This is a genomic window from Lacticaseibacillus rhamnosus (genome assembly GCF_900636965.1).
Taxonomy (GTDB): domain Bacteria; phylum Bacillota; class Bacilli; order Lactobacillales; family Lactobacillaceae; genus Lacticaseibacillus; species Lacticaseibacillus rhamnosus.
This window is the reverse complement of record NZ_LR134331.1, coordinates 769062-794215: the sequence shown is the minus strand read 5'-3', so window position 1 is coordinate 794215 and position 25154 is coordinate 769062. Positions and strand designations below refer to the sequence as shown.

The 25154-nt window shown below is 46.9% G+C and carries 26 protein-coding genes; 5 read left to right on the top strand and 21 right to left on the bottom strand.

Annotation, left to right across the window (positions count from 1 at the left end):
- Positions 1-12: 12 nt before the first annotated feature.
- Entirely contained in the window at positions 13-1014 is a 1002-nt protein-coding gene (gene ccpA, locus EL173_RS03965; protein ID WP_005685547.1) for a catabolite control protein A, read from the bottom strand.
- A 354-nt stretch (positions 1015-1368) separates the two neighbouring features.
- Between ccpA and EL173_RS03960 the strand changes: the two genes are divergently transcribed.
- Positions 1369-2472 (top strand): M24 family metallopeptidase, encoded by a 1104-nt coding sequence (locus EL173_RS03960; protein WP_005685546.1) that lies wholly within the window; start codon positions 1369-1371, stop codon positions 2470-2472.
- A gap of 153 nt (positions 2473-2625) precedes the next feature.
- Here the strand turns inward: EL173_RS03960 and EL173_RS03955 are convergent, their stop codons facing one another.
- The 3 genes from EL173_RS03955 to EL173_RS03945 all read right to left on the bottom strand — a co-directional run bounded on the left by EL173_RS03955 (position 2626) and on the right by EL173_RS03945 (position 4241).
- Positions 2626-3159, bottom strand: coding sequence for a transcription repressor NadR (locus tag EL173_RS03955; protein ID WP_005692030.1), 534 nt, complete (start codon positions 3157-3159; stop codon positions 2626-2628).
- A gap of 138 nt (positions 3160-3297) precedes the next feature.
- Positions 3298-3798: a YtxH domain-containing protein gene (locus EL173_RS03950; protein ID WP_005692028.1), complete on the bottom strand. Its 501-nt coding sequence runs from the start codon at positions 3796-3798 to the stop codon at positions 3298-3300.
- 14 nt (positions 3799-3812) lie between these two features.
- On the bottom strand, positions 3813-4241 hold the full coding sequence (locus EL173_RS03945) for a DUF948 domain-containing protein (protein ID WP_005714494.1): 429 nt from the start codon (positions 4239-4241) through the stop codon (positions 3813-3815).
- Positions 4242-4972: 731 nt separating this feature from the next.
- On the opposite strand from EL173_RS03945, the gene EL173_RS03930 reads away from it, so the two are divergent.
- The gene (locus EL173_RS03930; protein WP_005692024.1) at positions 4973-5857 is read left to right on the top strand and encodes a mechanosensitive ion channel family protein; all 885 of its coding nucleotides are present in this window, start codon (positions 4973-4975) and stop codon (positions 5855-5857) included.
- A 51-nt stretch (positions 5858-5908) separates the two neighbouring features.
- Positions 5909-6811 carry a DUF368 domain-containing protein gene (locus EL173_RS03925; protein WP_005692023.1) on the top strand — a complete coding sequence of 301 codons (903 nt, stop codon included), beginning with the start codon at positions 5909-5911 and terminating at the stop codon, positions 6809-6811.
- A gap of 51 nt (positions 6812-6862) precedes the next feature.
- On the opposite strand, the gene cbpB is transcribed toward EL173_RS03925, so the two are convergent.
- Positions 6863-7348, bottom strand: a complete 486-nt coding sequence (cbpB, locus tag EL173_RS03920; RefSeq protein ID WP_005692021.1) for a cyclic-di-AMP-binding protein CbpB — start codon at positions 7346-7348, stop codon at positions 6863-6865.
- 287 nt (positions 7349-7635) lie between these two features.
- Here cbpB and EL173_RS03915 point away from each other — a divergent pair, with 287 nt between their 5' ends.
- On the top strand, positions 7636-8367 hold the full coding sequence (locus EL173_RS03915; protein ID WP_005692019.1) for an MIP/aquaporin family protein: 732 nt from the start codon (positions 7636-7638) through the stop codon (positions 8365-8367).
- A 92-nt stretch (positions 8368-8459) separates the two neighbouring features.
- Here EL173_RS03915 and EL173_RS03910 read toward each other — a convergent pair whose 3' ends face one another.
- Both EL173_RS03910 and racE read right to left on the bottom strand, forming a co-directional pair.
- Positions 8460-8984, bottom strand: a complete 525-nt coding sequence (locus EL173_RS03910) for a YfcE family phosphodiesterase (RefSeq protein ID WP_005692017.1) — start codon at positions 8982-8984, stop codon at positions 8460-8462.
- Positions 8981-10435, bottom strand: coding sequence for a glutamate racemase (gene racE, locus EL173_RS03905; RefSeq protein ID WP_014571192.1), 1455 nt, complete (start codon positions 10433-10435; stop codon positions 8981-8983). Before racE ends, EL173_RS03910 begins: the two co-directional genes overlap by 4 nt.
- A 294-nt stretch (positions 10436-10729) precedes the next feature.
- On the opposite strand from racE, the gene EL173_RS03900 reads away from it, so the two are divergent.
- Entirely contained in the window at positions 10730-11212 is a 483-nt protein-coding gene (locus tag EL173_RS03900; RefSeq protein ID WP_005692013.1) for a DUF2507 domain-containing protein, read from the top strand.
- Between the two features lie 135 nt (positions 11213-11347).
- Here EL173_RS03900 and dltD read toward each other — a convergent pair whose 3' ends face one another.
- The 14 genes from dltD to alaS form a co-directional block, all read right to left on the bottom strand.
- Positions 11348-12619: a D-alanyl-lipoteichoic acid biosynthesis protein DltD gene (dltD, locus tag EL173_RS03895; protein ID WP_005692012.1), complete on the bottom strand. Its 1272-nt coding sequence runs from the start codon at positions 12617-12619 to the stop codon at positions 11348-11350.
- Positions 12616-12861, bottom strand: coding sequence for a D-alanine--poly(phosphoribitol) ligase subunit 2 (dltC, locus tag EL173_RS03890; RefSeq protein WP_005685531.1), 246 nt, complete (start codon positions 12859-12861; stop codon positions 12616-12618). The genes dltD and dltC overlap by 4 nt, the downstream gene beginning before the upstream one ends.
- Before the next feature lie 69 nt (positions 12862-12930).
- Positions 12931-14148 (bottom strand): D-alanyl-lipoteichoic acid biosynthesis protein DltB, encoded by a 1218-nt coding sequence (dltB, locus tag EL173_RS03885; RefSeq protein WP_005685530.1) that lies wholly within the window; start codon positions 14146-14148, stop codon positions 12931-12933.
- Positions 14148-15668: a D-alanine--poly(phosphoribitol) ligase subunit DltA gene (gene dltA / locus EL173_RS03880; RefSeq protein ID WP_015764309.1), complete on the bottom strand. Its 1521-nt coding sequence runs from the start codon at positions 15666-15668 to the stop codon at positions 14148-14150. The genes dltB and dltA overlap by 1 nt, the downstream gene beginning before the upstream one ends.
- Before the next feature lie 14 nt (positions 15669-15682).
- Positions 15683-15832, bottom strand: a complete 150-nt coding sequence (locus EL173_RS03875) for a teichoic acid D-Ala incorporation-associated protein DltX (protein ID WP_005714493.1) — start codon at positions 15830-15832, stop codon at positions 15683-15685.
- Between the two features lie 400 nt (positions 15833-16232).
- Positions 16233-16544, bottom strand: a complete 312-nt coding sequence (gene trxA, locus EL173_RS03870) for a thioredoxin (RefSeq protein ID WP_005685527.1) — start codon at positions 16542-16544, stop codon at positions 16233-16235.
- Between the two features lie 67 nt (positions 16545-16611).
- Positions 16612-18972 carry an endonuclease MutS2 gene (locus tag EL173_RS03865; RefSeq protein WP_019728521.1) on the bottom strand — a complete coding sequence of 787 codons (2361 nt, stop codon included), beginning with the start codon at positions 18970-18972 and terminating at the stop codon, positions 16612-16614.
- A 67-nt stretch (positions 18973-19039) separates the two neighbouring features.
- Positions 19040-19573, bottom strand: coding sequence for a CvpA family protein (locus EL173_RS03860; RefSeq protein WP_005685524.1), 534 nt, complete (start codon positions 19571-19573; stop codon positions 19040-19042).
- Positions 19574-19585: 12 nt separating this feature from the next.
- Positions 19586-19831, bottom strand: a complete 246-nt coding sequence (locus tag EL173_RS03855; protein ID WP_005685523.1) for a cell division protein ZapA — start codon at positions 19829-19831, stop codon at positions 19586-19588.
- 197 nt (positions 19832-20028) lie between these two features.
- Positions 20029-20349: a DUF1292 domain-containing protein gene (locus EL173_RS03850; protein ID WP_005685522.1), complete on the bottom strand. Its 321-nt coding sequence runs from the start codon at positions 20347-20349 to the stop codon at positions 20029-20031.
- Between the two features lie 46 nt (positions 20350-20395).
- A complete protein-coding gene (ruvX, locus tag EL173_RS03845) occupies positions 20396-20830 on the bottom strand; it encodes a Holliday junction resolvase RuvX (protein ID WP_005705639.1) in 435 nt (144 codons plus the stop codon).
- Positions 20830-21090, bottom strand: a complete 261-nt coding sequence (locus EL173_RS03840; protein ID WP_019728522.1) for an IreB family regulatory phosphoprotein — start codon at positions 21088-21090, stop codon at positions 20830-20832. The genes ruvX and EL173_RS03840 overlap by 1 nt, the downstream gene beginning before the upstream one ends.
- A 103-nt stretch (positions 21091-21193) precedes the next feature.
- On the bottom strand, positions 21194-22297 hold the full coding sequence (locus EL173_RS03835; protein WP_005692003.1) for a hypothetical protein: 1104 nt from the start codon (positions 22295-22297) through the stop codon (positions 21194-21196).
- Positions 22298-22448: 151 nt separating this feature from the next.
- On the bottom strand, positions 22449-25094 hold the full coding sequence (gene alaS, locus EL173_RS03830) for an alanine--tRNA ligase (protein WP_014571189.1): 2646 nt from the start codon (positions 25092-25094) through the stop codon (positions 22449-22451).
- Positions 25095-25154: the final 60 nt, after the last annotated feature.

Below are 25154 nucleotides of genomic sequence, written 5' to 3'. Positions count from 1 at the left end.
TGTTACTTCTGCCTACTTGGTTGAACCACGCTTAAGAATATCAAAACCTAGCATAACGGTCTTTTCTTCGATTTCTTCTTTATTCATCATCTTGGTGAGCAAGCGCATCGCCACCGCACCAATGTCATACAAAGGTTGATCAATGGAGGTCAACTGTGGCCGTGTCATTTCCGTCAGCTTCGTATTGTTACTGGAAATAATTTCGAAGTCTTCCGGGACCTTAACGCCTTTGTCCAGCGCACCATCCAAAATGCCAACCGCCAATTCGTCATCGCCGGCAATGACAGCTGTTGCGCCAACCTTTTGCAACTTACCGAATAAGGCCAACCCAGCCTGATAACTTGGTTCATTTTCAAAAATCAGGCTTTCATCGTAAGCAACACCCGCTTTTTCAAGTGCCTGCTTGTAGCCTTTCAAGCGAAATTGACCATTGATCGGATGTGTCAATGAACCGGTTGCCAAGGCGACGCGCTTATTGCCGCTTTCAATCAACTGTCTGGTCGCCTCTTCAACCGCAGCCACGTAATCAATATTGACGCTGCCTACCTGTTCGTCAGGATCAATTGACCCGGCCAAAACAACCGGTGTTTTGCTGCGTGAAAACTCGGCGCGAATCGCATCCGTCAACTCGTGCCCCATAAAGATCAAACCATCGACTTGTTTCGCCAGTAAGGTGTTGAGAACCGAGACTTCCTTTTGGTTATTCTCATCCGAATTGGCCAGAATGATGTTGTATTTGTACATGGTAGCAACATCGTCAATCCCCCGCGCCAGACTTGAAAAGAACATGTTGGTCACGTCGGGAATGATAACGCCGACAGTGGTGGTTTTCTTACTAGCCAAGCCGCGGGCAACTGCATTTGGTCGATAGTCAAGGCGCTCGATGACTTCCAAAACCTTTTTACGCGTAGCCGGTTTAACATTTGGATTGCCGTTAACGACTCGTGACACCGTTGCCATGGACACATTTGCTTCGCGGGCAACATCATAAATTGTAATTGTTTGTTTTTCCACTTTATTTTCTCCTTAGTCGCGAAAATGAAAATTCACGAAACCTCTATTTACATTCCAAAATAACAGAACCAGAACGGCAATGCAAGCGTTTTACTGATTTTTCCATGAAATTTTCACAAATAGGCTTTTCAGAAAGTTTTAGCATTTTCTCCGTGTTATACTGATGGGTAAAGTTGCGTTTGTGTTGCTTGCTAAGCCGCTAGCAGCGAGTTTTAAGGAGTAACCTGAACCAACTGTTTTCAACACACCACAGGACATGATGAATCGTCAAGAAACTGACTTACCCAGTGGCTGTTTAATCAGGTATGTCATTTTGACGTTTACTTTTGCATTTGTCCTTTGAGGAGGAAAATCATGAACGAACATTTAGCAGCATTACAGACTTGGATCGGTGAAGAGGGCCTTGATCTTGCTTACATTAGCGACCCGATCAACATCAACTACTACACCGGATTCTTCCAAGATCCAGAAGAACGGATTACGGCTTTAATTGTCGCTCCAGATCACGATCCCTTCTTATTTACACCGCAACTGACCATCGAAGAAGTCAAAAAAGCCGGCTGGGCCTACCCGGTATTCGGTTATCTTGATCACGAGGACCCGTTTGCAAAACTGGCGAGTCATATTAAAACCGTCAACCCTAATCCAACGAAATGGGCAATCGAAAAAGATAATCTCGCCGTTTTCAAATTTGAAGCGATCATGAAGCAGTTCCCGGACGCTACCTTCCCGATTGATGCTTCTCGTTTTATTGAAAAACAGCGCCTGATCAAAACCGCTTCAGAGATCAAGCAGATGGAAGCCGCTGGTGCTCAAGCCGACCGGGCATTTCAGGCAGGATTCAATGCCATTAAAGCCGGAGCAACCGAACAAGAAGTCGCCGCTGAAATCGATTATGCCATGATGAAAGAAGGCGTCATGCACATGAGCTTCGGCACCATTGTCCAAGCTGGTGTCGATGCTGCCAACCCGCATGGCGAACCGATGGGAACAAAACTCGCACCTAACGAATTGGTTTTGTTCGATCTGGGCACCGACAATCATGGGTATATGTCCGATGCGACCCGCACAGTTGCTTTTGGTCAAGTCACTGGTAAGCCACGGGAAATTTTTGACATCTGTCTTGAGGCTAATTTAACCGCGATGGACGCTGTTAAGCCAGGACTTAAAGCATCCGAACTGGATAAAATTGCGCGTGATATCATTACTAAAGCGGGCTATGGCGAGTACTTCAATCATCGGCTCGGCCACGGCATCGGTATGTCGACGCACGAATTCCCGTCCATCATGGAAGGCAATGATATGATCTTGCAGCCCGGCATGTGCTTCTCCATCGAACCCGGTATCTATGTTCCGGGAGTGGCGGGGGTCCGCATTGAAGACTGTGTCCACGTCACGGAAACCGGCTGCGAACCATTTACGCACACATCAAAGGAATTCACGGTCATTAATGGTTAACTTGTGACGTTAATTGTTGCGCTTTTGAAATCGAGGGTTACATGTCAATCTAGTAAAAAAGGTTCTAACAATGACAAGCTCAGTCATTGCTAGAACCTTTTTTAGATTCACTCACCAATTTCTTTCAGCCTAAAAGCTCAGATACTAAACTATTTATCCCTGATCCGCTGCTTCCTCCAGCTGCTCATATAAGATACCCGCCTGATGAAGCGCCATTTTAATCTTCGCAATGTCGCTTTTCTGCTTGACACTAATGCTGTGCAAATGAATACCGCCCGTTAATTCTGATAAAAGATGGCCATGATACCGCGCGACCCGACTCAAGAACAGTTTCATGTCGGCAACGGTACGAATATTCAATTGCCCGCGTAACTGGCCATACAACGGATGCTCAACCAAAACGTCTTCAATCCAGCCACCGTTATCAAGAATCAATTGAAGCTCCTGCTCGGTTTGGGCGGGGGTATGCTTACATGGAACCAAAAACTCAAGTGCAGCTGGTTGCGATAACGTATAGCCTCTTGGGGTGGCGATAATGGGTTCGCCTTGTGCCCGTAATAGTGCAATATCCCCGACGATCGTTTGGCGACTGACCGTAAATCGGCGTGCAAAACTCGATGCACTAAGCGGTTCAGCTGCCGTACTCAATGCAGCCTTGATATGCGCCTGACGTTCACTGTTTAACATGTTACTCCCTCAATTTCTAACCAAAATAGCCAATTCGGCTCGCCTTGACCGTTACGATGTGAAAAGCGACAAGCGAAGGGTACTCACACGGAGTTACCTTTCGTTTGCCGCCATCTTTAATCATCAAAAAGCTGATAATTACTTATCTGCTGCTTGAGAATCTGCCGCTGCCGAATCTGCTGATGCCTCTTTAATCGTTACCGGTTTTGTCGGTTCAGGCACTTCATCGGTGCGGGTTTCACTACCTTCATCATCGTCTTTCGCCTGCGCAAACGCACTTTTACCATCAAGAACGATGTCATCAAAGTCAGCTGAAGTATCGGTATCATTAGCCGTGTTCAGCTGATCGCGTAATTGTTCGGTTGCAGCATCATAATTAGCCAAGGCTTGTGACCCGTCAGCATCGTTACCGCGCGTCTTGATCTCATCTACGAAATCCGTTGCACTTTGCTTCCAATCAGCACTTGCTTCTTTGGCGTAATCGAAATAATCAACCGCGCGATCAGCAAGGTTCTCAGACGCATGCTTAACCCGCCGCTTCAACTCATCACTGGTTTGCGGTGTCAATAAATAAGTCGTTGCCAAGGCGCTAGCAGCTCCAAATACAAATCCAAGCAAAAAATGTCCTTTTTTAGCCATTATGTTTCCCCCTGCTATTCATTTTGATGTTTCTTTTTGGTCAACATTGAAAATGCTTTGGCACCCATTCGTGCAGCAACCGTTGCCTTAGCCCCGTTTTTTGCACCATTCGTGACCCGCTGAGTGAGCTGACGCGTTGACTGGTTCAAGTCCGAAACACTTTCGCCAAGTTCACCAATCGCGGTAAAGACCGGATCAATCGCCGCCACCTTGCCATTTACATCTTCAAGAAGGGTATTGCTCTTGGCAAGTAGGCCTTCAACTTCTTTCGTCAAAATGCCAAGCTCCCCGTTGATCGTATCCAACGTCTTATTCGTCTCAGCAACGGTTTCTTTAACTTCTTTGGTTACGCCAGAAACGCGAACAGCAATGATGGCAATCGCCAAAGCAATAATCAAAAAAGCCGTTGCCGCAATAATCCAAGCAATCTCTCCACCTGACATCCAACACCCTCCTATTTCAAACCAGTTGGTTACATTAATCATAACATCGTCACAACACGCGTGCAAAAGATTTAAAGAGCGTGAGCCAGCCCGGTTAGAAACCGGAGTGTAAGTGGCCTTGAGACTAAATGGCTGGGCTATGGCCATTTAGTCTCAAGGTCCTTACACGCAGGTTTCTGGGCTGGCGAACGCGTTTCAGAGCATGAGCGCGAGCCGGCGCGGTTAGAAGTCGGAGTGTAAGTGGCCTTAAGCGTGATGGCCGGGCTTTGGCCATTGCGCTTAAGGTCCTTACACGCAGACTTCTGCGCCGGGGAGCGCGTTATGGGCGTAAACCAGAATATAAGTGGCCTTGAGACTAAATGGCTGGGCTATGGCCATTTAGTCTCAAGGTCCTTACACGCAGGTTTCTGGGCTGGCGAGCGCGTTATGGGCGTAAACCAGAATATAAGTGGCCTTGAGCGTGGTGACCGGGTTGTGGTCAATACATCCAAGGTCCTTACATGCAGATTTCCAGATTTCCGATCCCGTAAACGCGTTTCAGATCCTAAGCCGATTTCAGACGTAGCTTTCTGCACCTACAACCACATATTGAAACCATCCGTCCCCACACTCGCCACTCGCACTTTCTCCACAACCCTGCCTAACATTAAAAATTGCCTCACACGCGGCAAATCCCCAGCAAGCTAGCCCTGATTCTGATAAAATGAGGCTAATACAAAGGAGGCCATCACGTGATTCGCACGATCTTCACAACCGCGACCGTGACTGGACAATCCAATGTCTGGTTAAGGTACTTTACGAAAATAAATTGGGACCAGATTGCCGGAACTTTGATTGATAAAGTGCTCTCGTTGCTATTCTTCTCAATTCTGTTTCTTGCGCTCTACCGCTTAGGCCAATTTGCCATCAATCGCACCTTTAAAAGTTACCAACATCGCGCCAAGTTATCAGGAACACGCGTCAAAACTATCCACGCGTTGTCCAAAAATCTTTTTTTCTACTTTGTTCTCTTCTTTTATTTTTACGCGATCCTCTCAACATTAGGGGTTCCTGTTGGCACGTTGCTCGCCGGGGCTGGTGTTGCCGGGTTGGCGATCGGCTTTGGCGCTCAGGGCTTCGTCAATGATGTCGTAACTGGTTTCTTCATTTTGTTAGAAGCCCAGTTTGATGTTGGTGATGTGGTTAAACTAGGAACGATTTCCGGAACCGTCACTAGCCTAGGGTTACGCACAACTGTAGTAAAAAGCTACGATGGTACGGTTAACTTTATTCCTAATCGCAACATTACGATTGTTAGCAACCTTTCGCGCAGCAACATGCAGGTACTTATCAAATTGCCGTTAGCCCCAACGACCGATCTTGATTTGGTCCGCCGAACGATTGAACATGTCAATCACAATCTGGTACCGAAATTCTCAACCATTACGGATGGACCGGATATCCTTGGCCTGACTGAAGAAAAAAACGGAACTTTTACCTATCAGGTTCTGTTCTACGCCGAAAATGGTGAACAAGTCAGCCTCCAACGAACTTTCCTGGCTGCCTACATTGCCGCATTGAAATCTGCCGGCATTCATGTCATTACACCGCCGCTGAATCTGCAAGCAGGTTCATGATCGACCTTATCCGTGTTTGTCTATTAATAAATCCATCTATAAGGAGATGTCATGCTTAATTTTATCAAAGGTGCCATTATCGGCATTGCACTTGTCATTCCCGGACTTTCCGGCAGTATCTTTGCGGTTGTGGTTGGGCTTTATGATCGCCTCTTAAATGCACTTAATCACTTTCGCGCCAATCCGCGCAAAAATTTACGCTTTCTGACCCCGGTTGGCTTAGGCGCAATCGTCGGGATCCTTTTGTCTACTAAAGCGGTTCTGGTTATCACGACCCACTGGCCATTACCGAGTTACGGCTTTTTCATCGGCTTGGTACTGGGGATCGGACCGTTCATTTATCGCAAGCTGGTTCTTAAGCCGTTTTCATGGTGGTATCTTTTGTTGGTGCTTGGCGGATTTATTGCGATTTATGGATTAGCCAAGCTTGGCGGCACCCAACCGGAGAACCTGATCGCCATTCAACGACTATCGAGCGTGCAGGATGCCGCAATCATGGGCTTTTCAGGTATCTTTGCCGTATCATTAATGGCGATTCCCGGAATTTCCGGATCGGTCATGCTCATGGTGATCGATCAATATGGCACGGTTTACCATGCTGTCAGTCAGTTAGGTGATGCTGCTCGGGCTTTGGTTGCCGGTAATTGGGCCGGGTTTACGTCTGCGATGGGATCTGTCGCCTTACTGGTACCTTTTATGGTAGGTGCGTTGATCGGGCTCATTGCCATTGCCAAACTAATGGGTTATTTACTAGAACATTTTGAGGTTGAGGTTTATTACTCGGTTTGTGGCATTGTCGCCGCGGCGGTGGTCATTCTGATTGAAACAGGGATTGCTCCTTATTGGCCAACTACGGGTACGCTGGCTGCTGTATTGGCTGTTCTTGTCAGTCTCGTGATTGGGGTTTTGGCAACTGTCTTTTTGGATAAACCGGAAAGCGATCGGGATGCCTGATGACAGCAAAAAAACCAGCACGCATTCATTTGCTTTGCTGGTTTTAATCAATTAGGATTCTTTCTCCGTTACCGGTGTGACCGGCTCCAATTGAAACTGCTTGTCGATGTTGTGGCCAATGTTGTTGATGCCTTTCATCACTTCACGTCGCGTCACAATTCCCGTAAAGTAGCCATCCTGAACGACTGGAATAAACGGATTATCGACCAGCAAATGTAACACAGTCTCCAAATCATATGGGTCGTTAATCGTGGCGACATCCGTTTGCATCACGTCTTTAACCGTCATGGTGTCCAAAGATTGAAAACTGATATGGTCCAGCCCCAGCATCGTGTCGGTAATCATAGGTAGTGAGATGAGTCCTTTGAACTTCGAATCATGATCCAACACGGGAATCTTTGCATATCTAACCTTTGTAAGCACAAGAAAAGCGTGACTCAAGGGATTATTCTCCGAAACCGTTGCCACCATATCCGCAGCGATCATAAAGTGATGCCGATTCTCAACCAGCATGTTGGCAATGACCTGATTTAACATATGACTAGCTCCTTTTTGATATTGCTATTCTAGTTTAAAAAAGCGAAATTATGTTGAGCTAAGTAACCTTCTTTACAGCATCTTAACGCTCATTAAGGTAAGTGCCATCCGCCAAAAGACGGATAAACACCTCATATTATTTTACCATGAGCTGTCTATAACGCGCTCTCCAAGGGAATTTCAATGGACGGTATTTATAAAAATTGATACACTATCTTGAGCAATAATTATACTTGTATAAGCTCCACTGAAACTTTAATGATCTTTGACTAATTTGGAGGAAAAAAATGACATATGATTTAGGAGTGCGGTTAGCCGCTGAATTTATTGGGACCGCCGTTATGGTTCTGTTAGGGAACGGTTCCGTTGCCAACGTTGATTTGAAAGGTACCAAAGGAAATGGCTCCGATTGGCTGTTGATCGCGGTTGGGTATGGTGCCGGGGTGATGATCCCTGCCATGATGTTTGGCGCCATCTCCGGTAACCACATCAACCCCGCCTTTACCTTAGGATTAGCAGCATCAGGCATGTTTCCTTGGTCCGAGGTGCTACCATATATTGCCGTTCAGATGGCAGGAGCAATGGTAGGCCAGCTGCTTGTCGTTGCCGCGTATAAACCGCATTATGATCTCACCACCAATACACAGCATATTCTTGGAACTTTCAGTACGATTAGTGCCACCAAGAGTAAGCTGAATGGTTTTGTTAATGAATTTATCGGTTCCTACATTCTTTTTATTGGCGCTCTGGGTATTACTAAGGCGCCTTTCTTCCAGAACAACCTGGGCACTGCACACATGGGTTTAGGATTTCTCGTGGCAACGCTGGTAGCATCCTTGGGTGGCCCAACCGGACCAGCATTAAACCCGGCCCGTGATCTGGGACCGCGTATCTTGCATGCACTGTTGCCACTAAAACACAAAGGCAGCTCCGATTGGGGTTACGCCTGGGTTCCGGTTGTAGCACCCATCGCCGCTGCTATCCTAGCTGTTTTAACGTATAAGATCTTATTTCTTTAACCTCAAATTAAAGATGACCATATAAAAAACGGTTCCGTAATTGGGACCGTTTTTCTATACTCGCCTATTCCGCTGCCACAATGTTTTCGTAATCAGTGTGATGATTGCAAAAAATCACGGCTTAACGGTGCAACGATACTGCCATCACGCTTCAAGAAATCAACGTGAATCTGATCGGATGTAAAAGTAACCGTGGCATATGTGCCGCCGAGATTGGCGAATTGCCCTCGCGGCTGGCTAATAGAGCCTGGATTCAACACAATCATCCCGGCATGTTCTTCAACGCCCAACTGATGCGTGTGACCAAAAATCACAAGCCGTGCGTGGGCTGCTTCCCCCGCCGCCACCAGCTTATCCAGTCCAAAGTTCACCCCGAAACGATGTCCGTGTGTCATAAAAATCGTGGTGTTATCAATAGTTGCTGTAACGGTCATGGGAAAATCCGGATCAAAATCCATATTACCTGCGACTGCACGATAAATTTTAAAAAGCGGATCGTTTGCAGGTAATTCCGAATCTCCCGCATAAAAATAACCATCTAGATTCGGCTGTTGCTTCAAAATAGCCGCCAAAATATCGCGGTCGCCATGTGTGTCACTCACTGCCAAAATCTTCATACATTTTCCTCCAACCATGCCTGCCAAACCTTCTCCAATGCGCGCATTGCATTACCACGATGACTAATTTCATTCTTTTCATCCGCGGTCAGTTCGGCTAACGTTTTATCTAACGCCGGCACCAGGAAAAAAGGATCGTACCCAAACCCGTCTGTTCCACGGGGGATCGCCGTGATGCGTCCGGATAGATCGCCATGAACCACCAAATCGGCTTCAGGGTGATTGGGCTTGGCTAATACCAGCGTCGTATGAAACGTTGCCGTTCGCGCTTCTTCAGGGACATCGGCCAAAGCAGCCAGCAGTTTGGCGTTATTTGCCGCATCATTGTGACCGTCACCGGCATAGCGCGCCGAACGGATTCCCGGTTGTCCATCCAAGGCATCAACCATCAACCCTGAGTCATCGGCAAGCACCGGCAAATTTAAATCCTGTGCATACTGATCAGCTTTTTGGCGGGCATTTGCTTCAAAAGTGGTCCCGGTTTCATCCACCGTGGGCACAGTAGGAAAATCAGCCAAACTTTTAACGGTTACCCCCGCTGGCTCAAACATCGCTTTAAATTCTTTTATCTTGCCGGGGTTCTTGCTGGCAATGACAATGGTTTTATCAGTCGCCTCAGAAGTCGGCTCTACAAAATGCGTTGGTTGTGTATCAATGTCAACATGCTGTGCGTGCATCGGTTTTTTTAGTTCCAACCATGATTCCCCCAATTCGTCAAACATTGATGGTGCGCCGGTCGTATAATACGTATGCGTTGGCACCTCGCTACCATCGTTGGCTAAGTCAAAATAGTCAAGTAACATCGAAACATCATTAACGGTTTCAGCACCAGAATCAATTAACGTGACGTCTTCACCCATCACATTTTGAATAATCGGCCGCAAAATCGGATAATGCGTACAACCCAACACCAGTGTATCAATATCTTGATGCAAAAGCGGCTGCAAGGTGTCCGCTACCACACGCTTGGCAATCGGTGAGTGCGCTTCGTTACTTTCCACCAGCGACACAAACTTGGGCGCGGCCAGACTCGTGAGGCGAATGTTAGGTGCTTTGGCTCGTAAAGCTTTAGGATACGCCCCGCTTTTGACGGTACCTTCCGTAGCAATAATACCAATATGGCCGGTCTGGGTTGCCTTTAACGCTGCTCGGCTACCAGGCTTGATCACCCCGATGACCGGGATCTTCAATCTGGCCTTGATTAACGGTAATGCTGCCGCCGTTGCCGTATTGCACGCAATTACCAGCATTTTGATATGCTTGGTGAGTAAAAAGTTGACCATCTGCCAAGTAAATGCCTGAACCTGCTCAGCTGGCCGCGGTCCATATGGCAAGCGTGCCTGATCCCCTAAATAAATGGTGTTTTCGGCCGGTAGCTGATGGAGCGCTTCTTTCACAACCGTTAAGCCGCCGACACCTGAATCAATAAATCCGATTGGTTGCTTGTTCATCATAATTCTCCTTTTGAATCACTTGATGACGGCAAGACCGCCGATTAGTGGTCGCCGTGTCCAGAAAGCCGCTGTCGGCCACCCTTTCACGCCAACCCATCCCGTGGTATTCCCAACATCAACCCTATCCCTCGAAAAGGAACGCAGCCGTCGATCCCTTATCGTGCTGGCCTCCGCTATAAAGCTCCGAGTCTTTATTGTGAGTTTAATCCAAAAAAAATGCAAGCACTCAGAAAAGTATGTTATCAATCCATTTTTCAGCTATACTAGACGAATAGAAACAGGAGGCACAACATGGCAAAATCTGATTATACCACCCTGCTGAACCTTCCCGGCTCGGTTTCATTCTTTGCAATCACGGCAATGCGCGATCTTATGCTGCCAAATATGCTAGGTGAAGAACAGCACCATATTCTCTATTGGGCTGGACGTGACTTGGCAACCAAATTACCTGTCGCGGAATCTGCCTTACCACAGCTATTCACCCAGGTTGGTCTGGGAACTTTGTCGCCACTTAAACAGAAACGGCAAGAGCGCCAATATCTGCTTGCAGGAGATGTTGTCGCGACTCGGATTCGTACTTATGACGATCCCGACTTTCAACTCGAAGCCGGCTTTTTAGCGCAAGCGCTGCAGCAGGTATTTGGCTTTGCAGTCGAAGGAGGCAGTGCCATTCAGCGCCGCGAGCAAAATGTTGTTCTGACTGTTGTGATGGACAATAAAGATGCGCAACCCACCGCCAAACATTTAATTGATCTTGCCAGCGATCAAAGCTGAGTCAACTTGCATACAGAAAATAAACGAAGGGCAAATGGATTTTCCCGACATGGGAGAAATTCGTTTGCCCTTCGTTTTTTATGCTTGCCTCACTTTTTACTACATAATGCGATGGCACCTAAACCTGACTGGCCTCTAATCCAACCCATTGGCCGATTGCTGCTGCCAGTGTTTGGTATAAAACTGATCATTGAGTTTGTAATGAACGGGAGCTGCTTTGGTTGTCTTCAAAAATGGCCGCACCGTTTGATCCATCTTCAGCCAGCCGCGCCAGCCAATATGAATGGTATCTTCCATGAAGTAAGGCTGTGCCCCATCCTGACTCAAATCCAAAACGTGATTAAAGCCTTGTGTTTTCAGCTGATACTTCATTTTGGTGACCGTGTTTTGAATCATGCCTAGATCCAGCCCGGTGAAGGCCGCCCATTTTGCATTGATCGGCGGGATAACAAAGAGCACTTCCATATGCTTCTTGGCGAACGTATTCAGCACTAATTGTAAGTCTGAATACTCAGGCGACTTAACATAACTCCAAGTTGCCTGCGAACCCTTTAATTTCGGCATGTTCCGCTTAACCCGCTTTGTGTAGAAATCATTCTTCAATTCAAATGGGTTATTGGTCGTCTCCTGCATCCCCATCCGCGTTGCCAATCCATCTAGATCATCAACATCGTAAGTACTTGGCAATGTCTTGGCAGCCTTATCAAGTTGCGGTTGGTTATTATTTAAAAATAGCCGTGAAAACAACGCATCCTGATGATCAGCCATTGGATCCTTGACCTGCTTCAAATACCAATACTGGCCATCTGACAGTTTCTGACCGGCAGCAATATTCTTCAGTGCTTCATTGACGGTTCGATCAGAATCGGTGGACGGAAATTGAAGTAACCGTCTGGCTGCAAAGCGATCCGCTTCCGAATTCGGGTTAGCATGAAGTAAGAAGGTCGTCATCTGTGCCGGCGAATAGAAATAATCAAACTGGGCTTTGCGAACGCCGCCTGGTACAAACCATTGTGGGGACAGCACCATCACTGCCTTCTTGCCTTCAACATGCGTCAAGGCATTGATGGACAAGAAGTGCGTGAGTGATTGCGTTCCCGCCATTCCCATGAGAAATGGGCGATAATCACGATGATACTTCTGAGCCAACACGGAAGGGTGAAATGCGTCCATCCGCGACAATTCGGATGACCCAATGAACGGGACATAGTTTTCGGCCATGGCCTCGTTTTTTATAGTTTCGCCTTTCAGCACGTTGGCCGACATGGAGCTGGCCGCCTGCCTGATCGTTGCTTGGCTGCTGCGGCCAAACTTAAATGGCACGAGCATCAACGCAGCGACCAGGATGATAGCGATCAGCAACGGGCCAAGTCCGCGCCAAAGGATCTTCCCGATCGGTTTTTTCATTGTGCTTGTTCGACCTTTGCAATGATTTTATTTGGTGTATCCCATTCTTTACGATCAAATTCTGAAACCGGTGCGTCAACGCCAAACTGACTCTGTAGTTCCAATAGCAACTGAACCGTTCCCATTGAATCAAGCAATCCGGTTTCAAATAAGTTCAGATCCAAGTTCTTTTTCACATCATCCGAACCTGTCAAATCTGCCAAAATATCCAAAACACCATTTTTAATTGCTTCGTCTGCCATGATGAATTACCTCTTTCTTTTAAACCCTAGCCAATCTTCAAGCGATTGACCGCCTACAACAACATTCTTTTAGTGGAACCACAGCTTGTCTAAGAAACCGGAGAAAATCAAAAACGAGAAGCATACAGCATTAGCGGTCATGAAAATGGCGAAGTAGTGCGTTGCGCGGTTATGCGGGAAAAAGTCCTTATGCTTTTTCTTGAACCGCAGCCATGCATCCGTCAGATTAATGAGCATCGCATGGAACAGCCCATAGACAATGTAATACCAGGTCTCACCATGCCAAATCCCCATAATCAGGAATAAAACGAGGTAACCGACAAATGCCGTCCAGACCCGCGATTTAATCCACTTGTGTTTCATCATAAAGAACACAAAGCGCATATAGATATAATCACGGAACCAAAAGCTCAAACTCATATGCCAACGATTCCAGAAGTCTTTGATGTTATATGACATCCAAGGCTTATTAAAGTTCATCGGTGTTTCGATGCCCATCAAGTAGGAAATGGCAACCGCGAACAAACTGTAACCGGCAAAATCAAAGAACAAATAACCGGAGTAAGCATACATGACGCCCACGACTGGCCAACTGAGTCCCAAGAAAGCCCCACCGCGACTGGCCATCGCCATGTGTTCAACAGAAGGCAGCCACAAGGTTCCAAAGATGTACCCCAGAATAAACTTATACAGAAAACCAAGCATCAGATAGTGAATCGCTTTGGTCACCAACTGGGCGTAATGCTCGGGATCAGGAACGCGATCGTAATCTTTGACAAATCGCCGATACCGATCAATCGGGCCACTTGAGATGGTTGGGAAGAATAGCAGAAATTGGATAAACTTCCACATGTTCAGGTCTTTAATCGACCCATCACGAATTTCCATAATCGTGCCGACCACTCGGAAAGTTAAATAACTAATGCCCAAGAAGCCAAGAATAGACCCATGATGTTGAAACAGCGGCGTAAACTTGACAACTGCCAGCTGCGCAATTCCTAACGCGACACTAAGATAAAAGACTGCCGTGGAGTTTTTTGAGCCTTCGCGCGTTCGATATTTGAAATACGCGTAAACCAGTAATAAGTTGAAAACCACATACCCCAATAACGCTTTTCCTTGAGGCCATTTATCGGCATCAAAAATCAGTACCAGGAAAACCAACGAAAAGATGCTTTCATACCAATGCATCCGAAAGCCTTTGAACATGCCGATGATGACGGGAAGCAAGGCAATGATTAAATAGACAAAATACTGTGGATTCTCATACGGTTGTAAATTAAGCATTAATGATTTACCTCTGCAATCAGTGCTTTGCGATCAACCTTGCCATTAGCCGTTAACGGTAACTGATCCCGGTAAATAATCCGTTGGGGAATCATATATTCCATCACCATTTTCCCTAGTTCGGCTTTAATTGCCTGCGTTAGTTTCATTTCGCTATCAAAGTCATTTGGTTTGGCAACCGCAAAGGCAATCAACTGGGCAACTTTATGATCCTTGTCATACCGCGGAACCGTTGATGCCTGCTTAATATAAGAAACCTGATTCAAATTATGATCAACATCTTCTAGCTCAATGCGATAACCATGCAACTTAACCTGGAAATCAGTCCGACCGCGATAAAAGACCATCCCATCTGCGGTCATGGTCACTAAGTCACCAGACCGATAACCGCGTTGATTGCCAGCCTTGAAAAATGCCGCGGCTGTTTTGTCCGGATTATTGAGATACCCTTTCGACACGCTTGGACCCACGATCATCAATTCGCCTTCTGTGCCAGCTGAAACCTGTTCACCTTGCTCATCAACCACATAAACGTTGGTATCAGGCTTCGCATAGCCAATCGGTAACCGCGGATATTGATCAACAATCGCCTGGGTAATCGCCATTCCCGTAACCGCAACGGTGGCTTCGGTCGGACCATACGTGTTATAGACGGTTGCTTTCGGGAAACGTGTGATCAGCGCTTGGGCGGTTTTATTAACTAGCTCCTCACCGCAAAACAGAAAATGGGTCAGGTTCGGATAATTTTCCTGCTTGAAATTCGGATCAAGTAACGCAATTTCGACAAAAGAAGGGGTTGATACCCATTCGTTCAAGCCCAATTTTGGCAACGTCGCAAATAATTCTTTAAAGTTATCAGTGACTTCTTTTGGTAAAGCCTTCAAGGTGCCGCCTAAAACCAAGGTCGGATAAAGATCCATCACACTTAGGTCAAAGGAATACGGCGGCTGAGACATGGCGACAACGCCTTCTTCAAGCCCAAAGTCGGAAATATTCCAGTTCACATAGCTCAAAAGGTTATCGTGACTAATCTGAACGCCTTTTGGTTTCCCCGTTGTGCCGCTTGTAAAGATGATGTAGTAATTATCATCGCCAGCAACCGCATGCTGCAGTGAATGAATTGGCGCGTGTGACTGCTCAGCTTGATGTAACGCCGGTGCCCGAATAATCTTGACATCTGGGACCGTAATCGGAAGCGGTGCCACTTCAATCACAGCAGGCGCATGGGCAACATCTTGCACCTGGGTAATCCGTTCATTTGGACTATGCGTGTCGATCGGAATGTAGGCATGCCCTGATTTAGAAAGTCCAAGGAAAACCTCAACCATGTCAAAGGTTTGACCACCATAGACAATGATGGGTTCACCAGCCGGCAATGATTCCGCAAAGAATCCAGCAAGGCGGTCACTGCCTTCTTTCAACTGGGCGTAGGTATATTGGGTTCCTTCATAATCATAAGCCACGCGCGTTGGATGCTCTGCGGCGACCCGATCAATCGCTGTAATAACATTATCGATCATCGCGGTTTCCCCCTTTAAAACTCGTTATAAATGAATTTACTGTTGTTAATACCGCTGTAACCGTATAGATAAACCAAGACCAGCAGTATCACGAAATACGTGACGGTCCAAAAGATGAACCGAAATGTGGGATTTTCCCACACCGCTTTTAATTTTGCGAACATCTTGTCACCCCACGTTCTTATTGACACATCCATTATAGTTTTACAGAAAAAGCCTCGCCAACGAAAAGCGTAACAATCACCTAACAGTTTCGTAATGTGAATCAAACAGGCCAGTTAGATAACCGTCCGAAGTCCCGAAACACTAGGCATCGCCGGCATTTTTTCAAACTCGAATCAGCGCAAATTCAGCCGGTACTTTTTGCCTGAAAAATTCGGTGACGGACCATCGAAATAGCTTAAATATATCCGCTTAAAGCTAAAAAAGATATTGTTTTCCCTCGTTTTAGATGAAATCAGAATTTTGGGATATTTTTTTGCTTTCTTGATTCTGGCGTCCCCGAAAAAATGGTCAAAAAAACACACTGACCATTCAATCAGTGTGTCTGAATCGCAAATTCAATTAAGCGGTGTACTTGTTTAAGGTTGCTTCTAATTGATCCTTGGTTTGATAACCGACCAGCTTTTCAACGACCTTGCCATCTTTTTTGATGACCAGCGTTGGGATCGCCATAATCCCGAATGATTTAGGTGTCTCCGGATTAGCATCGACATCCATCTTAACAAACTTGACGTCATCGCGACTTTCGGCTAATTTGTCGATCACTGGACTCTGCATCCGACAAGGGCCGCACCAAGTCGCCCAAAAATCAGTGAGGGTGACGCCAGTGTCGGTCTCCGTCTTGTAGTTTGAATCTGTAACTGCTTGAACCATGAACGGATTCCTCCTCTTACTTTTTGTAACTAAATCATAGCACATCTGCCGGCAAAAAACTAGCCAACTACTTGAAATTAACAATCGTCGCGCCGGAGCCGCCAGCATTTTGCGGGGCAAATCCAAAGCTTTTGACTTGGCGATGACGTTTCAGATATTGGGTAACCCCATTGCGGATCGCACCGGTGCCTAAACCGTGAATAATTGTGACGGATGGGTACCCGGCTAACAGTGCTGCGTCAATATACTGGTCTAAGTCAGCCATGGCCTGATCGTAGCGTTCGCCGCGTAGATCCAAGGTTGTTGAAGGGCCGCTCATGCCACCGCCACTGACTTTGACGACCGGCCGCTGCTTGGCTACCTGCTTAGATGGTTTGATCTTTTCAAGCTCGGTTGTCGGGACTTTCATTTTCAAAATTCCCAACTGTACCTGCCAATGATGCTCATCGAATTGTTGTAACAAGGTCCCGGTTTGATCATAACTGGCAACCTTAACCTCATCACCAACATGCAACGCCTGCTTTTCGCGTTCTCGCCGCAACACGCGGTTCTTCTGAAGCGGTTCATCTTGATGCAACCGTTTTAGATCGGTTTTGGCTGCGATTAACTGATTTTCTTTGACGGTACCCGGATTGGTCAATTGCATTTGCCGCAGCTGCTTAATAATTTTATCCGCTTTTTTCTGTGCTTTGTCAACTAGCGCATTCGCCTTTTCCTTGGCCTGGTGTAGCTGAGCATCGCGCTCGGTGGTAAACGTGTGATATGCGCTCGCCAATTCATCATGAAGTGCCTGAGCTGCTGCTAATTGCCGCTGTGCAGAAGCGCGAGCAGTTTCGGCCGCCTTACGCTGTTTTTCCAAATCGCTAATCATGTCGTTAAGTTCATGACTATCGGATCCGATCATCGACTTGGCACGGTCAACAATTGTGTGGGGCAACCCCAACCGTAACGAAATGTCAAAGGCGTTCGAGCGACCCGGAACGCCTACCAACAGGCGATAAGTCGGTTGAAGGGTTTGACTATCAAACTCCATTGAGGCATTGATGGTCTTCGGAGTGTTGTAGCCATAGAGCTTTAATTCCGGGTAATGAGTCGTTGCCACCACATACGCGCCGACTTCACCCACCGCGTCCAAAATCGCAATCGCCAACGCTGCCCCTTCTTGCGGATCCGTGCCGGCGCCTAGTTCATCAAACAAGACGAGACTGTTTTGCGAAAGCTGCTTAAGAATATGGACAATGTTATCCATGTGGGCAGAAAACGTCGATAAGTTCTGCTCAATCGACTGCTCATCACCAATATCAGCAAAAACTTCATCAAAGATCCCGATCCGACTCTCATCGTCAGCCGGGATGAATAGGCCGGATTGCCCCATTAACTGCAGCAATCCCAGCGTTTTTAACGTGATCGTTTTCCCGCCGGTGTTGGGGCCGGTAATCACCATAGCTTGATAATCGGCGCCAAGCGGAATGTCATTGCCAACCACCTGATGGGGATCGATGAGCGGATGACGGGCATGGCGCAGCAGGACATCATTTTCTGCTGATACGAGTGGCTCGGTTGCCTTTTGAGCTTTTGCCAGCTTGGCTTTGGCATTAATAAAATCAAAATGTCCCAAAACTGCCGCATTAGCCTTAATTTGGCCGGTATACGGCGCCAATTCATTCGACAGTTCAGCCAAAACGCGATTAATTTCGGCTGTTTCAGCCATTTGTGCCTCACGTAAGCGATTATTCAGCGCAACGATTGCCTGAGGCTCAACAAAAAGCGTCTGTCCGGTGGCACTCTGATCGTGAACGACCCCGCCAAACTTGGCACGATAAGCTGCTTTTACGGGAATAACGTAGCGATCGTCACGAATGGTCACAATCGGATCGCTTAAATATTTGGACTGCGCCCCGCGAGTATATTCGGACATTTTGCCGCGAATATCGCCTTCGATTCGCTTAATCTGTTCGCGAATACCATGCAGCTCCGGACTAGCTTCATCCGTTAGCGTTCCTTCTGGATCCACAGCCGTCTTTAACCGCCGAGATAATTGTGGCAGCACGGTCAGCTCGGCCTGCAGTGAATACAACTGGCGAAAGTCAATCTGGTCTTGCAAATCCGTTAAGAATTTATCAATTGCACTGACTGTTTGCAGGACCCGACTGATGCTGGCCAACTCCTGACCATTTAGCACGGCGCCAATATCAACCCGTTTTAGCGCTGGGTCAATATTTTCCAACTGTGGAACCGGAATGCCGCCCTTAAGTCGCAATGCCGAAGCTCCATCTGCGGTTTCGTCTAATGCTCGCTGAACCTTTTCGGGATCTGTTTGCGGGGTCATGTTTTGGACCATTTTCTGTCCATTTGCCGTTACCACTTGGCGCAGTATGGCCTGTTGAATTTTGTCGTACTCAAGTGTTCTTAAAATCTTCGTGTTCATTTAAATTGCTCCCATAATCAAGAAGCGCCCAAAGACGTCAGTTATCCGTCCTTGAGCGTCATCATGTTCATAACCAAAGGGCATTCACAAACTGTGTCAGCCCAGGTGAGTATTTAATCATCATTTTGGCAACAAGCGAGTGATCAAGCCCATGTTGAATACCGGTGATGGGAATCAATGCCAATAATGACAAAATGAGAAATAAAAAAATATACCCTATCGCTAAATTGGCCCAGCCGCCTATTAATGCACTCTTTTTGTGCGCCATTGCTTTATACGTCAAGTCGTGGAACCACAAAGCCGCAATCCGCGTCAATAACCAGCCGATCGTCAGCACCACTAAAAAAGCAAATCCGCGATAAAATGCATCATCCAACGTCAAGCCGATTTTATCGGAATAAAAGGCAAACTGGCCTGCATTCGTCGCAGAGGGATAAGGGATCAACAACGTAAAGTGTTCTCCCAAAGGTCGGGCTAGTGCCGTTGCAGCTAAAAAACTCAAGGCATAACCACCTACATGCAACCACTGTAAGGCTGCACCGCGGCGGGCCCCGCTATAATAGAAATAGGCCAAAACTAAAATAATCGTAATTGAAATCAAAACGTTCCCCCATTATGCTTTCTGATCGGAATGATCCTGCTGGGCTGCCAGCAATTTAACTTGATCAGAAACAGCATTGAAGGCAACTAAAATCGCCTGTTCCTCGGCAGTCAGATCCGGCGCAAGTTTTTTGACTTGATCAAGCCGTTCATTCAACAGCTTCGTGACCGTCAAAAAGTGCTGTTCGGATCCGGGACCGATAATCGTATACGCTTTATCACCGATAACGGCCTTAAAACGACGCTTCTCTTCACTCATGGCGTGAATGCCTCCACTCTTTCAAAGTGTATTCTACCATAACTGGTAAAGTGCGAGCAGAAGTGCTTCGGTATGCGCCAACTTTCCTTCGTTTCTACTCTATTCGTTCCTTCTTGGGACCACCCATACTGGGGCATTTTGGCATTGCCACAAAAAGGCCACCAAAATACTGGTGGCCTGATGGGTTCATGACGTCATTAATCTTGTAGATTCGAATCGTCATCAGCCAAAAAAGTATTCAACACTTCTTCGACCATGTCCCATTCCTTATCATCTTCGATTGGGAAAAGATCTCCCGAACTGGCATCACCGTTTGCATCAGGTGTGAACGAGAAAGCCTGAATTTCGACTTCCTGATCATCATCTTCACTGGCAGGATACAACAGTACGTAGCTCTTACCATAATCTTCGGAATCAAATGTAAACAAAACCTGATATAGCTCTTCATTACCCTTTTCGTCAATCAGGGTAATCTGCTGATTGTCGTCACCGGGTTTGACATGTTCATTATTTGCCATCTTGTTCTCCTTCAATTCTGGCAGGGACGCATCGCCGCAGCCAGAGTTATTGCTTGGTCAAGGGACCTTTTGCATCCAGATAATTCTGCAAAATCATTTGCGCTGCCAGTTTGTCGATCACTTGTTTCTGCCGCTTACGGCTGGCATCTGCTTCTTCAATTAACATTCGCGAAGCTTCAACCGTTGTCAATCGCTCATCGATGAAATCAACTGGCAGCCCAAACGTCTCTTTAAGTAAATCACCATATGCTTGTGATTTCTCTGCGCGCGGTCCAATTGAATTGTTCATATTCTTGGGTAATCCCAAGACAAATGCTGTCACCTCATATTGGGTCACCAATTCTTTGAGCCGTTTGAGTCCAAACTGCTGCTTATCCTCATTGATTCGGATGATCTCTAATCCTTGAGCAGTCCACCCCAAAGGATCACTGACCGCAACCCCCACAGTTCGGGAACCGACGTCCAACCCCATCAAGCGCATTAAGCTTGCTCCTTGCCAAGATAGTTTCGAACAAGCTCTTCAATGATCTCGTCTCGCTTATGTTTCCGGATCAAGTTACGCGCGTCGTTATAACGCGGAATATACGCTGGATCCCCGGAAATCAGATACCCCACGATCTGATTAATCGGATTATATCCTTTTTCCTCTAGTGCTTTATAAACAGTTTCCAACGTCTCGTGAACATTTTTAGGATTGTTATCGCGAAAATCAAAGTGAACGGTTTGATCTAATGTGCTCATTCTTACACCTCTATTCTATCCGCTTCACAGACCATTTTACTTGAAATCAATGCAAATGTACAATTCCTGAGCAAAAGTAAGTGATATTTTTGGACGATGCGCTTTAACACCAATCGTCCTCGTCCTCGTCTTCATCATCATCCAAGTCAGCCAATCCGATCACCTGCTTGATTTTATCAGGTGGTACCGGAAAGTGAATTGGCGGTATCACATGCGGATTCGTAACTTCAGCATGTAACGTGCGGCCTTCATTGCCCACTGGAACAACAACTAGATCGCCTTCCTGCAAACTGGGGATATCCGTTTTGTACAGATAGTCTTTGACCCCGTGGCGGAAATTCACCTTGATATAGTGCATCAATTGCGGCCCAAGCTGAATGGCATCTTGCTGATCTCGGTGTTCACTGCTGCGCTGAAATGCCTGAATTGCTTCTGTGACGGTCTGCCATAGCATTTTCATGGTCCGATTCAACTCGGCATCCACCTGAATACGCGTTGGCTCACCGTGGGGATATTGAATCGTCAAAGCCAGTACAGACCGTGGTTGCCACGTTGAATCAATTGACAGGTCAGCGACTTCGCCCAATTCAGCAACTGCAGCTGCCACTTTTGAAGCGAGTGCCGCGACTAATTTGGGATCATGATAGACCACATCATGATCACTAAGCGGTTCAGCATACTGGGTGCGCAACACAACCCGATTCTCGTTGGCTTCAATCAAATACGTCCGCCGATAGCGTAACTGCCGGCTTAAGAATCGTCTTGGGCCTTCAAACTTTGGTAACTGTAACGTACCAAATCGCACATAATCCAGTTGCCATGCGATCGGCGGTAAAAAATGGCCGCCTGGAACCGTCACGGTATATTTTAATAAACTCAGTAGCTCGTTAAACCTATCCGGAAATGGCTGCCCGCCTTCATATCGCAAAACCCGTTCATCATCTTCCGTTATCGCAAGGTTCCACCGTGTATCAGCAAGCAGTGGCGGCTGCGGTTCACCAAGTACTCGCCAAGACGCAAAGTCAAACGTTGCTAACCGGTTGAAAAACGCCTCCGCATCTGTGCCAGTCAATTCATTTTCGATTGTCCCCTCGGTACTTGATGGATCAACCGTATATGTCAGTTTAACGCTATCGGCTTGACGGACAACGCGATACAGTTCACGCGACCCCAAAAAATCCGTCATTCCCAACCGCAACGCTTTCATCTCCCTCACCTCGCTGAAATCGTTTTCTTAATTCTACCATGACTTCCCGTATTCATGGCAGCAAAAACAAAAACACCAGAAGTCAGTCAGCAAAACGCCATCCTAACTCCTGATGTCCATTGTTTGATTTAAGAAAAACTGCATTCAATGCTTATGCATGCTGGCCGATCACGTTTTTGGCTTCTGCCAGTGCTGCCGGAATGCCAGCTGGCTTCTTACCGCCTGCTTGGGCCATATCCGGACGACCACCGCCACCGCCGCCTACTTTTGGCGCAATGGCCTTGATCAGGTCGCCTGCTTTCAAACCGGCTTGATTGGCATTGGCATTAGCCGCTACTAACAAGTTTGCCTTGCCATTTGCTTCGGTACCTAACACTAATATGTCCGAAGCCTGCTTTGTTTTCCACTCATCGGCAAGTTGTCGTAATTCATTCATTCCGGCTACCTGAACCTGCTTGTCAATCAGTTTAAATCCGCCTACTGTTTCAGCGTGGTCAAAAATGCCGGCTGCTGCTTGGGCTGCCAACTTAGCTTGCAATCCTGCCACCGTTTTTTGTTCGGTTTTCAGATCAGCTTGGAGTTGAGTGACCTTGCTTGGCACATTCTTCACTTGATCTATTTTCAAATGATCAGCCGTTTCCTTAAGCCAGTCCTGCTGTTGGGTCAGGTATTCATAAGCTTCCTTGGACGTGACTGCTTCAACCCGGCGAACCCCTGCGCCAATACCGGATTCGCTGGTGATCTTGAACAGACCTAGCGCATTGGTATTGGTTGGGTGGGTACCGCCGTCAAATTCCTTATTGTAATCGCCGATGGAAACAATTCGCACGACATCACCGTATTTATCCCCAAACATCGCAATCGCACCAAGCTTCTTGGCTTCGGCAATCGGCATCTCTTTCCACGTAATCGGCAAAGCATCCCAGATCTTCTGATTAACAATCGTTTCAACTTCGCGCAGTTGTTTTGGCGTTACCTGACCGAAATTAGTGAAATCAAACCGTAAATAATCAGGCTCGACTAACGAACCGGCTTGATGGGTATGCTCGCCTAAAACATCCCGCAACGCCTGATCCAGCAAATGAGTGGCCGTATGGTTAAGTGAAACTTTCTTACGCCGCAAACGATCAACGCTGAGCCAATATGGTTGGCCCTTTGTCAGTTTGCCTTTAACGGTAACGGTATGCAGATTTTGGCCATTGGGTGCATGCTGGACATCCGTCACTTCGGCCAATACGGTGCCATCCTGAGCTTTAATAACCCCGTGATCAGCAACCTGACCGCCCATTTCGGCATAAAAAGGCGTTTCGTCAAAAATCAGTTGGGCTTGCCCGGTGCTGACTTCATCCTGAAGCTGATCATCCACAACAATCGCCTGTAACGTGGCATGTTTATGATCCAACTCGGTCCACCCGGTGAACTTGCTTGGCGTGGTAATGTCCATCAAAACGGTATCTTGACTGCCCATTGACTGCCGATCACCCCGTGCTTTGCGAGCCCGATCGCGCTGTGCCGCCATGTTCTTTTTGAAGCCGGCCATATCGACTTTCAAGCCTTCATCTTCAGCATATTCATTCGTCATTTCAACCGGGAAGCCATACGTATCAAACAATTTAAATGCATCCGCACCGGAAATTTCTTTTTTTCCGTTTTGCTTCAGTTCAGCAACAATTTGATTCAACAGATTAACCCCAGCGTCAAGCGTTTGCCGGAAGCGGGCTTCTTCGGATTCAATGACTTTTTGAATAAATGGCTGGTTGGCCAGAATCTGTGGATAATAGCTCTTCATGATCTCGCCGACAACCGGCACGAGTTGATACAAAAAGTCATGATTGATACCGAGCTTCTTACCGTTTAAAACCGCCCGCCGAATCAACCGCCGTAAAACATAGCCGCGGCCTTCATTGCTTGGCAGTGCACCGTCACCAATCGCAAAGGTTACCGTCCGCGCATGATCGGCAATAATCTTAAAGGACACATCATCTTGCGCACTGGCCCCGTAACGCTTGCCTGCACTCATCTTTTCGGTTGCCTTGATAATCGGCATGAATAAATCAGTTTCAAAAATAGTTGGCGTGCCTTGAATAACCGCGACTAAGCGTTCAAGCCCCATGCCAGTATCAATGTTCTTATGCGGCTGCTCAACAAACCGGCCATCCGGCAAATGGTTAAGCTCGGAAAAGACGATGTTCCAGATTTCAACATAACGTGAATTCTCGCCACCAGGATAGTTTTCCGGATCATCCTCAGCCACATTGTTAAAGGACTGGCCACGATCATAAAAGATTTCGGAATCCGGACCAGATGGACCTTCGCCGATATCCCAGAAGTTATCCTCAGCCTCAACAATATGATCATCTGCAACCCCGACTTTGCGCCAAAGTTCCTTGGTGCCCTTGTCTTTAGGATAAACCGTGACATACAAACGCTTAGGATCAAAATCAAACCACTTAGGGCTCGTCAATAACTCCCACGCCCACGGAATGACTTCTTTTTTGAAATAATCGCCAACCGAGAAATTGCCCAGCATTTCAAAAAATGTCAGATGGCGCGCTGTCTTCCCGACAAGTTCAATATCATTGGTCCGAATCGACTTTTGAGCATTGGTAATACGCGGGTTGTCTGGAATAACCGACCCGTCAAAATACTTCTTTAAAGTTGCAACGCCTGAGTTAATCCACAACAAAGTGGGATCATCAACCGGAATCAACGAAGCACTAGGTTCAACTGCATGACCTTTACTCTTGAAAAAATCCAAAAACATTTGGCGAATCTCGCCGCTTGACATTTTTTTCATGACATATCCTCCTAAAAGAAAGTGAGCGCGAGCCAGCGCGGGTAGGGATCGGAGTGTAAG